We start from the raw sequence: 11,999 nt of genomic DNA, 5'->3' as shown, positions 1-11,999 counted from the left end.
TCCACGGTTGGCATAAAAAGGTGCCAGGCATAGAAATTCATCAAGCCTGGCACCTTATTTGATTGAATAAATTCTGCATTTTTCATAAAGGCTTGTTTTTCCGATATCGAGGAGTTTGGCTGCTTCCTGGCGGTTTCCCTCGGCAGCGGCAAGGGCTGCGAGGATGGCCTGCTTTTCGGCTTCGGCTATTGTTTCCTTTAACGGCTTTATCTTTGTTCCGGCTGGATTTGCAGGTTGAGGAACGGAATCAAATGACGCTGTTTCCTGGTCCCGTAAATATAAGGGAAGATGGTTAGGCATAACGACATTCCCATCCAACACATTGATGCACCGTTCAAGGACATTTTCGAGTTCCCGTATATTGCCTGGCCAGGAGTGCTGCTGCAGCAGACGGATGACTTCCTGGGACAGCCGAACGGATTTCCGGTGGAATCTCTTTTCAAGCTTTTCCACCAGTTTCAGGGCAATTTGCTCGATGTCTTCTTTTCTTTTCCGGAGCGGGGGGATTTCGATTTTTATGACATTTAGCCTGTAATAAAGGTCCTGGCGGAATTTGCCCTCGTCTACCATCTTTTCAAGGTCACGGTTGGTAGCCGTAATAATCCTTACATCGACCGGTATCGATTTTTGCCCTCCGACGGCTTGGATTTCCTTGTCCTGCAATACACGGAGCAGTTTGCTTTGCATGGCAAGCGGCATGTCGCCTATTTCATCAAGGAAGATGGTCCCCCGATTAGCAAGCTGGAAATGACCCTTCTTTCCTCCTTTTTTCGCCCCTGTGAATGCACCGTCCTCATAGCCAAACAGTTCGGATTCCAACAAATGTTCTGGAATGGATGCGCAATTTATCGGTACAAACGGATACGCCGAACGGAGGCTGTTAGCATGAATCGAATGGGCGAACAATTCCTTTCCCGTTCCGGATTCACCCAGCAAGAGGACAGCAGACTGGCTGACAGAAATCCTTTCGGCAAGCGCTTTTGCCTCCATAAAAGGCCGGCTCATCCCAATCAGGTCTGAAAAGCTATACTTGCTTGTAAATTCACTCTCTTCTCTCGTTTTATAGTATTTCAACTCTTCTACGAGATTTTGGATTTTGCTTTTATACAAATGAAGCTCCTCGGGATTCTTGAACATGACTGTTCCCACTGCCCCGACCAGTTCTCCGGAAACAATGAGAGGAAATCTGTTGGCAATCATTTCACTCCCGTTGATATGGTGGACAGCGGCGATTTCAGCTTGTCCGGTCCGGGATACAATATGCATCCTCGTATTTTCAATTACCTCCTGGACAGGCCTTTTCATTGCTTTATCCACAGTGGTGCCAAGAAATTCACAATAAGCTTCGTTAATATAAATGATGATGCCGTCACGGTCGGTGACAACAATCCGCTCGGCAGAAAGGTTCAATATTTCCTCGAGCCAGTTTAAAGGAATATCATCGATTCGTGCGTTCACCATTTCCCCACCTTTTTGGAATACTAAAGATTATTATATCAGTATTTTGTTTGTAAATGTACGGAGATTTCTGACTATTTCCAAATAAAGAAAAAGCCCCGCCGGGAATAAGGCGGGACTTCTTGATTTTTTTAAAACAGCCTCTTTACTGCACGGTATAGCCCCCATCAAGGATGACAGCCTGTCCGGTAATCCCTCTTCCTTTGTCGCTTGCCAAAAAGACTGCGTAATCGGCAATTTCCGATACCGATAAAAGCCTTTTTTGCGGAACAAGCGGATAAATAACCTCTTCCAATACGCTTTCCAAAGGGACATTTCGCGTCTTGGCCAGGTCGCCAAGCTGCCCTCTGACGAGCGGGGTATCGACATAACCAGGACAAAGCGCATTGACAGTAATTCCTTCGGCGGCACCTTCAAGAGCGGCCACCTTGGTCAGGCCGATTACGCCGTGCTTGGCGCTATTGTAGGCGGCCTTGCCGGCAAACCCGATGACCCCGTTAATTGAAGCCATGTTGATAATACGGCCGAAGCCCTGCTTTTTCATCATCGGGAAAACATTCTTAATGCCAATGAACGGTGCGGTCAGCATAACTTTTACAAGCAGCTCGAATTTTTCCGTTGGGAATTCTTCAATAGGTGATACGTACTGAAGCCCGGCATTGTTGATCAGGATATCGATTCTACCGAACTTTTCAGTGGCTAGACCGATGGCATTTTTATAGGCTTCCTCATTCGTTACATCACAAGGGGCTGATAATGCTTCATAGCCTTCTCCACGTAGCGTTTCCGCAACCTGGCCGCATTTTTCCTCGTTTAGATCAGAGATGACAACCTTTGCCCCTTCTTTAGCAAATGTCTTTGCGATTTCCAATCCTATCCCACTTGCAGAACCGGTAATAAACGCTACTTTTCCTTCTAACAGATTCATAGATTAGCCTCCCTATTGGATTAACAGTCTCTCTTTGTTTAAACCCAGCCAAACAATGAGTAGATGCCAATAATGACGAATACAGCAAGTGTTTTGATGATCGTGATGGCAAAAATGTCACGGTAGGACTGTTTATGAGTCAAGCCAGTAACAGCCAGAAGGGTGATGACCGCTCCGTTGTGAGGAAGGGTATCCATTCCTCCTGAAGCCATGGATACGACTCGATGCATGACCTCTGGCGGAATATTGGCCGCCGCGATTGCCGCATTGTATTTATCAGCCATCGCACTGAGCGCAATCCCCATACCGCCTGAAGCAGAACCTGTAATACCTGCTAAGGTAGTTGTTGTCACCGCTCCGTTTACAAGCGGGTTCGTAAACGTGCTGGAAATGCCATCGCTTATTTTCGCAAAACCTGGAAGAGCGGCGATAACTCCACCGAATCCATACTCGGCACCTGTATTCATCGTGGCAAGAAGCGCGCCTGCAATGCTAAGGTTCAGGCCTTCCTTGAAATTAATTGTTACTCTATTCCAGTCATAAGCAAGCGTAGCAATGATTCCGACTACGAGCGCCATTTCAACTGCCCAGATGGCCATTACTGCTGAAACATCGACTGTAAAGGCATTAAGCCCAATTTTCGCAAAGTCAAAGCCTTCCGGATACCATTTTGGAATTAGGGTAATAAACAGCTTGTTCGTAACGCCAACAAGGATAAGTGGAACGAATGCCAATAATTGCTTTGCTCTTGATTGCTCAAGTGACATATTTGGAACGGCAACATTCTTCTCCGCTTCAGCCTGTTCCAGCGCCGCGGCATTTTCTGTATCAAATCCAAAATAGCCTTCACCCGCTGCTGCTGCCTTCTTCCTCCTCCACTCCAAGTAAAGCATTCCCATTGCAAAGACGAAAATGGCGCCGATGATTCCCAGGGTTGGAGCAGCATATATATCCGTCTTAAAGAATGGGGCAGGGATAACGTTCTGAATTTGTGGTGTGCCCGGTAACGCATCCATCGTAAACGTAAATGCCCCCAGTGCGATTGTACCGGGAATAAGCCGTTTAGGGATGTTCGCCTGCCTGAACATTTGGGCGGCAAATGGATAGATGGCGAAAACTGCAACGAACAAGCTTACTCCGCTGTAAGTTAGAATTGCGCCGAGCAAAACAATAGTTAGAATGGCCCGCTTGGCGCCAAGCCAGCTAACAATTGTCTTGGCAATAGATTCTGCAATTCCGGACATTTCAACGACCTTTCCGAAAATTGCACCGAGTAAAAAGACTGGAAAATAAGATTTAATAAATCCAACCATCTTTTCCATGAAAACCCCTGAAAAGAATGGCAGCACATGGCTTGGGTCAATCAGGACTACAGCTAGAAGTGCACAGATCGGTGCGAAAAGAATGACTGAAAAACCGCGATAGGCAACAAACATCAATAGGCCCAGCGCCAAAAGAATACTGAATAACTCCATATAAATCCCCCTTTGATTTTTTGTAAGCCCATCCCATCCCCATAGGAAAGCGTTTACAAAATAAAGCTTACATTCTTTAAGAATGCAAGTTTCGTGCCAAAACATAATTTTCGAATAATTTTGAATAAACACTTACCTATTTACCCTTTTTACCACTAACTAAACGAAAAAATTGATTTTATTTTCCGGAATTCCGGAAAACTGAAAGTGGGTTTTCCGGAATAACGGAATTTTCCGTCTCTTTTTAATTTGAATGTTGGTGCGAATTCTTTTCAAAACAACAGGCAATCCTTCGTATATCCAACCTCTGTGTTATGTCAGCAGGTTCACACTAAACGAGGCTTCGGTTTTCTCACGTACCAATTCCAATGTCGCCCCTTCCTGTAGCTCCTCAAGGACAAGTCCTGATGGCGTTACACGGAAGACGGCAAGCTCGGTGACAACCATATCGACTACCCCTTTACCGGTAAGGGGCAGGCGGCAATCCTTAAGGATTTTAGAAGATCCGCTTTTTGCACAATGCTCCATTGCAACGATAACCTTTTTCGCTCCGGTCACTAAATCCATGGCACCGCCCATCCCAGGAACCATTTTGCCGGGAACCATCCAATTCGCAAGGTTTCCTTTTTCGTCCACCTCAAGCCCACCGAGCACTGTAACATCGACATGGCCCCCGCGGATCAGTTCAAACGAAAAAAGGCTGTCAAAAAATGCTCCTCCCGGAATAATTCCAGCTGGCTGCCCGCCGGCATTTACGAGGTCGGGATCAATTTCCCCTTCAAGTGGCTTCAGCCCAACATATCCATTTTCTGATTGAAGAATGACGTTCACATTATCAGGCAAATAATTTGGGACCATTGTCGGAAGCCCAATACCAAGATTCACGACATCTCCGTCCCTTAATTCCTTTGCGACACGTGAAGCAATGAGCTGTTTAGGGCTAACAAGTGTTGCTGTCATTATTTACAGCCTCCTTGAACCAAAATTTTATCTACAAGGACTCCCGGGGTCATTACGTCATCCGGGTCGATCTCTCCGACTTCTACCACCATTTCAACCTGGGCGATTACAACGTCGGCGGCTAGCGCCATTAATGGGTTGAAGTTGCGGGCCGAGCGGTGATATACAAGATTGCCGGCTTTGTCAGCTTTATATGCCTTTAGGATTGCCACTTCTGCCCGGAGCGGCTTTTCAAGCAGAAATTCCCGCCCGTCAACAGTAATTTTCTGTTTCCCATCTTCGACCACTGTTCCAATTCCAGTTGGGGTCAGCACCCCGCCAAGCCCTGAACCGCCTGCCCGGACGCGTTCGGCCAGAGTCCCCTGCGGAACGAGTTCAACTTCCATTTCTCCGGCAATCATTTGCCTGCCTGTTTCAGGATTCGTTCCGATGTGGGAGGCAATTACCTTTTTAACCCGATGGTTGACAATCAATGGGCCAACTCCGGTTTCGATAAAAGCAGTGTCATTCGCAATCAGCGTGATATCCTTAACGTTCTTTTCGAGCATTACCTCAACAAGCTCCTGTGGCGTTCCGACCCCCATAAAACCGCCTGCCATCAGTGTCATCCCATCCCGAAAAAACGTAGCCGCATCCTCTTTCGAAATTACCTTATTCATTTTTCACACACCCCCAAATCTATTTGTGGAAGTGAGTCCGATCCACTCACACACCCTGTAACGGTGCAAGAAGTGTGCCAAAGAATTAAAGATCCATCCATCCAAAATTATTTCTTGCGCTCACAACAAAAGAGGTATAACTCCCTCACATAATGAGGAATTATACCTTTTGTTTTTGTATGATTAACTTTTCAGCGCCTTCATTAAAGAGTGCAGCTTTTCTCATTTGGCTATAGTGAGTTTTTTTAAAAAATGGAATAGATGGTGGAAATCACAAAGAGAGGGTTATTTGTTGAAGAAATAGGATGCCTTTAAGATGATTTACTTTCGAAAATTCAGGATAAACCAAAACTATTTAATTGATTTTCGGTAATCCCTTTTATTAAGTGCAATTCACTAATCAAAAATTCATACGCATCAGCCAACATTTTCTTTTCGCTAGCATTTAGTGCTTTTTCTTTCTTCATACGCATTAAATCACGTACAACTTCTGCACCTTCTTTCATTTCACCCGTTCTTATTTTTTCTGTGTTTACTTTATACCTTTGCTTCCATGGCAGTAAACGATCTGATTCTCCATGCTGAAAAATGTGTATAATGTGTTTTAATGCAAGTATATCGGTAACCGGCCTTATTCTTGAATTTGAAATTTTACGCGTTGGAATCATCACTTGCATGTTACTGATTGACATTTTGATGACAAAATAATCTTGTTTTTTTCCAGAGAATTCTCTTTCTTCAATGGCCACAATTCTACCTGCACCATGCATTGGATAAATAATGTTATCGCCAACTTGAAACATATAATCGCCTCCATATATGCTAACCTTCTAATCGTAACATACACGGATGATTTAATCAAATAGACTATAATACCATAAATTTATTTTTATTGTCAATAAATTTTTATCAAAAAAAATCCAACCAAACAAACCAAACCAACAGACTGGATTACCAATATAGAAAAGTAACCTAGTCCGTTGTTAACCTGGAGCCTCTCGAATTGATATAGGCCAATTTTTCCGGATTCTTATTTTCAGCCTTGCGAGGTACTACTAAAAACAAGAACCCGCAGACTTGTTTCGCCTCGCGGATTCTTGTTTTAAATAATTTATATTTTCCAGCTTTAAAGATTATTGCACCTGCCTGTCCCAATGGCGGTGGGCGGCGATGGCTTGAACAAATTGCCCGGAAAATTCCTCAGGTGTGCTGGCGACTACAACGCCCGGCGCACCGATGATACCTGCTTGTTGAGCTATTTCGGCCCCTGCGTGAGTTGCGCCAATCGGTTTGTAATGCTCGAATGCTTCCTGAAGGAAATAGAGAGCAGTCTTCTTAAATTTTGGGGTGTTCTCTCCCCCTCCAACCACATAGATTGCATCCAAGAGGACTGAATCGGCGGTGAGGAACGAATGATGGACTGGCAGTTCGAAATTGTCAGTTCCTCGTACGGACCCGAGTTTTTCACTAATGAATTCGGTAATTGCGCCTTCCGCCTTGAGTGCATCCAGTATCGTTTTAACTTCATTTCCGCTAAAACCATCGGCCACAAGCACACCGACCTTACGCGTTTTCGCTGTCTTCACAGTGTTAGCCATGCTAAGTGCCGGCGATGACTTTAAAGATGCAGGCTCCCTCGGCTCCGGCACCCTCGCTCCAATCACCTCGGCAACCGGGGTGATGAGTTCCATGCTCACATTGGCAAACATATCAACAACCTGCTGGCGAACATCCGGTGATTTCACTTTGCCGAGTTCAAACGATAATGCATCAATAATATGCTGCTTTTCGGGCGGGCTCATGCTGTTCCAGAACATGGACGCCTGGGAGAAATGATCCTTGAAGCTCTCACTGCGAGCCCGGATTTTACGGCCATCCACCTTCTCCTGATAATGGACATAACCGCCTTCCTCCGCAGTAGCTGTCGCAGGCGTATTTTCGGCAAGGGAATTTCGATGGTAGCTAACCTGGCCCCGGTTGATCGTCTGGCGGCCAAACCCGTCCCGCTGGTTGTTGTGGAACGGGCAAACAGGCCGGTTGATCGGCAGCTCGTGGAAGTTTGGCCCGCCAAGGCGCAACAGCTGCGTGTCCGTATAAGAGAACAGCCTGCCCTGCAGCAGCGGATCATTCGTAAAATCAATTCCGGGAACAACATGGCCAGGATGGAAAGCAACTTGCTCTGTCTCGGCAAACACGTTGTCTACATTCCGATTCAAGGTCATTTTTCCGATAATCCTAACCGGAACTTCCTCCTCAGGCCATAGTTTGGTAGGATCAAGGATATCAAAATCAAACCTGAACTCTTCTTCCTCGGGAATCATCTGGACACCGAGCTCATACTCTGGGAAATTCCCGCTTTCAATGGATTCGTACAAATCGCGGCGATGGAAGTCCGGATCCTTGCCGGCTATCTTCTGGGCCTCGTCCCACACAAGTGAGTGGACGCCCAGCACCGGTTTCCAGTGGAATTTGACAAAATGGGCCTTACCCTGCTCGTTCACGAATCTGAACGTATGTACGCCAAAGCCTTCCATCATACGGAAACTGCGTGGGATTGCCCGGTCCGACATTTGCCACAACACCATATGTGCCGACTCCTGATTATTGGCGATGAAGTCATAGAACGTATCATGGGCGGATGCCCCCTGCGGCATTTCGTTATGAGGCTCCGGCTTCACCGCATGCACAAAGTCGGGAAACTTTATTGCATCCTGAATGAAAAATACCGGGATATTATTCCCAACGAGATCATAGTTCCCTTCTTCCGTATAAAACTTCGTCGCGAATCCACGCACATCCCGGACCGTTTCAGCTGAGCCTTTCGAACCCTGGACCGTCGAAAAACGGACAAACACCGGCGTCTTCTTGGCTGGGTCATGCAGGAACTTCGCCATCGTGTACTCCTTCATCGACTCGTAAACCTGAAACTCCCCATGAGCCGCAAACCCACGGGCATGAACAACCCTTTCCGGAATCCTCTCATGGTCAAAATGCGTCATCTTCTCCCGGAAATGAAAGTCTTCCATCAACGTCGGCCCGCGCACTCCGGCTTTCAGGGAAAACTCATCCTCCGAAACCTTCACACCTTGATTGGTTGTCAGTTTCTTCCCACGATCATCAACCGTAAACTGCTCCAGCTGTTCCTGCTTTTGATTCACATTCGGAACGCGATTCTCCTTTGTCATTCATCATCCTCCTCAGTAAATTTGTAGCCCACTCCCCTTCTACCCCACTCTCGGTCTAAAAAACATATAAATTTAAATGCTTATTCTTGCAAATCCATTTGTTAAAACACGTCCTTTTAATTGGGGCCACGTAATTTTCCCAATAAAAAAACCATCTGGTCGTTGTGACCAAACGGTTCATTTTGATTGGTCTTGAAATGGCGCGAAACCGAGCAGGAAGCGGTCCACCCCTTTCGACTGTGAAACATCTTGTGAAACAAGAAAATTCGGGGCGTGACAGGCACTGTTCGCGTTTTTAAAACATACTCAGCGAGTATTTTTCGGCTAATAGTTCGAGGAGTTTGATGCCGCCGATGCTGTTTCCCTTTGCATCCAATGCGGGGCCGAATATCCCGATGCCAAATTTGCCGGGCACCGACCCCATGATTCCGCCCGAAACGCCGCTCTTTGCCGGAATGCCAATTTTGATGGCAAACTCACCGGATGCATTGTACATGCCGCATGTTACCATGAACGTTTTGCAAATCCTTGCTACATCCTTAGGCATGACACGCTTACCCGTTTGCGGGTGTACCCCGTCCATCGCGAACACCAGCCCTATATCAGCCAAATCCCGGCAATCCATCTCAATCGCACACTGCTTCGAATACAACTCAATCAGCGTGTCGACATCCTCTGTAATCACCCCATGCTGCTTCAAAAAATAGCACAAAGCCCGGTTCAAATGGGCTGTTTCAAACTCGGATTGGGCTACTTCCCCATTAAACCCAACCGTCTCATTGTCCGCCAACTCCCGAATAAAGGCCAACAGCCGCCCGAGCCGCTCCCCAACCGAACTGCCCTTAATCATGTGCGTCACAACGAGCGCACCCGCATTAATCATCGGATTCAACGGCTTTGCCACACCCAAAGCCTCCAATTTGGCAATCGAATTGAACGGGTCCCCCGTCGGCTCCATCCCGACCCGCTCAAAAACATAATCGTACCCCCGGTCCATCAACACCAGAGCAAGGCTGATCACCTTTGATATGCTTTGCAGCGTAATCTTTCTTTCGACCTCCCCCGCCGCAACACAATCGCCATTCGGATAATGGATCGCAATCGACAATTCAGCGGCATTCGCTTTACCGAGCGCCGGAATATAATCCGCGACCTTCCCCTGCTTCGTAAAAGGCCGCGCCTCCTCCACAAGCGCATTCAACTCCTCGTTCGACTCACACGGCATTTTCATCACCCGTATTAGTATGAACCACTCTTTTTGGAAAAATGCCCGGCTAACCGCCGGGCAGGCCCACGCACAGGATTGGCAACTCACCGTGCACGCAACACTGTATTTAGCGGGCTCCCTCCCCAAAACGAAGCGAAGCCTGAAGGGCAATGATTTCATTCTGTATTTTTTCAAAACCAGGTAAATCAGGTACAGATTTTTCAGCTGGCGGCTCGTTTTGCCCGGCGGCCCTCGCCATCGTTTCGAAAATATATAGGAGCCTTGAAAGCTCTTCATCTTTTAGGACTGGCCTTTTTTCATATTTTAACGCTGCATCCATGTAAAAACCCAGCTGCTCAATCGAGAAAATAACCGGCCGGAACAATTCAAGTTTTTTCTTTTTACTCGGCAATTCTCCCAAAGCTGTTGTGTAGACCGCTAGGAGGTTAACAAGGTTTGTGTGCATTTTCCTCCGTTCCCAGCTCTCATGGAACTCCATTTTCTCATTGTTTTCGGAAAACAGGCCTAGTACATATTGGCCTTGGCTCCGGAGGGTTTTCACAATATAATGATTGAGCATTCTAGAGGCTGTCCTGCGCCAAATAAGCCAAACTCCCAAAAGCCCGATAATGCTTCCCGCAATGATATCTGTCGCCCTCGCCGCTGCGAAAAAGGGAAAGTTATGTATCTCCGCAGAATATTCCGAGATAATCATAGCGGACGGAGTGATAAACAGGACGGCAATCGCATAATTGCGGACGATGAACAGCTCTGTAAGAAATGAAAGGGATAGAATGAGTAAAGCCACAACAAAACCGTTATGGACATTCATCAAAATTAGCCCGGCAATCAAAAGCCCCCCCAATGTGCCGATTGTCCGTTGGATTGCCCGATGAATTGTGGAGATGACTGTCGATCCAAGCATAACCGCCGCACAGGAAAGGGGGACCCAGTATGGCCTTTCAAACGGAAACGCATATGAAATCAGGGACGCTGCCATTAGGATAACCCCAAATCGGACAGCTGAAAGAAAAACAATCGAGTTTTTATCAAACGCTCCTAAAAGCTTGATCCGGATTGAAGGCTTTGCTATTTTCACATCGCGGTGGATTTTTCCTGCCGGCTCATTCAGGATAGCATCCGCATCGTATATTTTCCTGAATAAATCGGCAATTTTTAGATCATCTGTGTCAGGTTGAAGGATTTTTGCCTTGTTCTTTCTGGATGACCCGATTGTGTTGGCCAACGCCCGCAATGAATCGCCAAGCTCAGGGGGAAGCCCGTTCTTCTTTTCTTCAGCCAATTTAAGAATATCGATAAACAGACGGTTGGCATGGTCGTTCAGCAAATACAGCCTTTTAAACAATTCCGTGTCTGTCCTAGAAGAATAGCCAGCCAGGATGGTTTCCTCCGCTTCCTTTATCACGGCGACTGTTTCATGCCGGGCATTATTCAAATCTGCTCCCCCGGCGGAATCGGCAAATGCGGCCAATTGAGAATATACCTTTTTAACAGCATTTATTTCCGGTCCATGAGGATTGAAAAACCAGCCAAACATACCGATCACCCATGATAGAGCGCCACCCAATAAAACCAGCCCGCCACGTAGAGGGGCATCCGCTGGATTAGCCGGAATCCCAGTCGCAATTGAAAAACAAAGTATAAAGAAAATTGCCGATGGGCCAGTAATCCTTAGCGCGCCAAACATAAACGTCGCAATTGCTCCTATCATTCCCATCCCAATGGCCACCCCAAAAGGATAAGGGGAGAGAAGGATGCCGAGGAACATGGACAAAGCCAGGCCGGCAGCAACAAAAAATATCAATTTTGCCCGCTGTGCATAAGGCTGGTTGAATACGTATAAATAGGCGAATCCCCCCATCCCCGCCGCAATGCCATAGTGAAAATTCCCTAGGAGCAATCCGATCACAATCGGCAATGATGCCGCAAGGCCCGCACAAAAAGCCTTTCTCCAAGGGAAAGGGTTTTTTCTCACCGTAAAGGCGTTCTTGAATGTTTGTACTGCCATTTCACTCAATGTCCGTTCATGTTTGTCCATCTAGTTCATTGCGCCGGAAAACCACTATCCAGAGCAAGTACCTCCCTGCCTTCAAAAAATTCACTTGA

9 protein-coding genes are annotated in these 11,999 nt (G+C 46.8%); all 9 read right to left on the bottom strand.

All coding sequences use genetic code 11. From position 1 onward, the window contains the following. Positions 1 to 54: 54 nt before the first annotated feature. Positions 55 to 1,461, bottom strand: a complete 1,407-nt coding sequence (locus tag RB160_RS10640) for a sigma-54 interaction domain-containing protein (RefSeq protein ID WP_316570255.1) — start codon at positions 1,459 to 1,461, stop codon at positions 55 to 57. 142 nt (positions 1,462 to 1,603) lie between these two features. Beyond that, positions 1,604 to 2,386: a 3-hydroxybutyrate dehydrogenase gene (locus RB160_RS10635; RefSeq protein ID WP_316570254.1), complete on the bottom strand. Its 783-nt coding sequence runs from the start codon at positions 2,384 to 2,386 to the stop codon at positions 1,604 to 1,606. A 38-nt stretch (positions 2,387 to 2,424) separates the two neighbouring features. Next, on the bottom strand, positions 2,425 to 3,861 hold the full coding sequence (locus tag RB160_RS10630) for a GntP family permease (protein WP_316570253.1): 1,437 nt from the start codon (positions 3,859 to 3,861) through the stop codon (positions 2,425 to 2,427). Positions 3,862 to 4,173: 312 nt separating this feature from the next. Further along, positions 4,174 to 4,821 (bottom strand): 3-oxoacid CoA-transferase subunit B, encoded by a 648-nt coding sequence (locus RB160_RS10625; protein ID WP_316570252.1) that lies wholly within the window; start codon positions 4,819 to 4,821, stop codon positions 4,174 to 4,176. Next, positions 4,821 to 5,480: an acetate CoA-transferase subunit alpha gene (gene atoD, locus RB160_RS10620; RefSeq protein ID WP_316570251.1), complete on the bottom strand. Its 660-nt coding sequence runs from the start codon at positions 5,478 to 5,480 to the stop codon at positions 4,821 to 4,823. Before atoD ends, RB160_RS10625 begins: the two co-directional genes overlap by 1 nt. A 335-nt stretch (positions 5,481 to 5,815) precedes the next feature. Then, complete coding sequence (locus tag RB160_RS10615; protein WP_316570250.1) at positions 5,816 to 6,283, bottom strand: CarD family transcriptional regulator; 468 nt, start codon at positions 6,281 to 6,283, stop codon at positions 5,816 to 5,818. 330 nt (positions 6,284 to 6,613) lie between these two features. After that, positions 6,614 to 8,665 (bottom strand): catalase, encoded by a 2,052-nt coding sequence (locus RB160_RS10610; RefSeq protein ID WP_316570249.1) that lies wholly within the window; start codon positions 8,663 to 8,665, stop codon positions 6,614 to 6,616. 295 nt (positions 8,666 to 8,960) lie between these two features. Beyond that, positions 8,961 to 9,890: a glutaminase A gene (glsA, locus tag RB160_RS10605; RefSeq protein ID WP_316570247.1), complete on the bottom strand. Its 930-nt coding sequence runs from the start codon at positions 9,888 to 9,890 to the stop codon at positions 8,961 to 8,963. 109 nt (positions 9,891 to 9,999) lie between these two features. Then, complete coding sequence (locus RB160_RS10600; protein ID WP_316570246.1) at positions 10,000 to 11,931, bottom strand: FUSC family protein; 1,932 nt, start codon at positions 11,929 to 11,931, stop codon at positions 10,000 to 10,002. Positions 11,932 to 11,999: the final 68 nt, after the last annotated feature.

Source organism: Neobacillus sp. YIM B06451, from assembly GCF_032667185.1.
Classification (GTDB): Bacteria; Bacillota; Bacilli; order Bacillales; family Cytobacillaceae; genus Bacillus_D.
Note: the sequence above shows the minus strand (reverse complement) of the source record. Positions and strands in the feature narration are given on the sequence as shown.

Bases quoted from the DNA above. Each gene is read 5' to 3' on its own strand.
- atoD (WP_316570251.1), bottom strand. From the start codon at position 5,480: ATGAATAAGGTAATTTCGAAAGAGGATGCGGCTACGTTTTTTCGGGAT.
- RB160_RS10640 (WP_316570255.1), bottom strand. From the start codon at position 1,461: ATGGTGAACGCACGAATCGATGATATTCCTTTAAACTGGCTCGAGGAA.
- RB160_RS10625 (WP_316570252.1), bottom strand. From the start codon at position 4,821: ATGACAGCAACACTTGTTAGCCCTAAACAGCTCATTGCTTCACGTGTC.
- RB160_RS10600 (WP_316570246.1), bottom strand. From the start codon at position 11,931: ATGGACAAACATGAACGGACATTGAGTGAAATGGCAGTACAAACATTC.
- RB160_RS10615 (WP_316570250.1), bottom strand. From the start codon at position 6,283: ATGTTTCAAGTTGGCGATAACATTATTTATCCAATGCATGGTGCAGGT.
- RB160_RS10630 (WP_316570253.1), bottom strand. From the start codon at position 3,861: ATGGAGTTATTCAGTATTCTTTTGGCGCTGGGCCTATTGATGTTTGTT.
- RB160_RS10610 (WP_316570249.1), bottom strand. From the start codon at position 8,665: ATGACAAAGGAGAATCGCGTTCCGAATGTGAATCAAAAGCAGGAACAG.
- RB160_RS10635 (WP_316570254.1), bottom strand. From the start codon at position 2,386: ATGAATCTGTTAGAAGGAAAAGTAGCGTTTATTACCGGTTCTGCAAGT.
- glsA (WP_316570247.1), bottom strand. From the start codon at position 9,890: ATGCCGTGTGAGTCGAACGAGGAGTTGAATGCGCTTGTGGAGGAGGCG.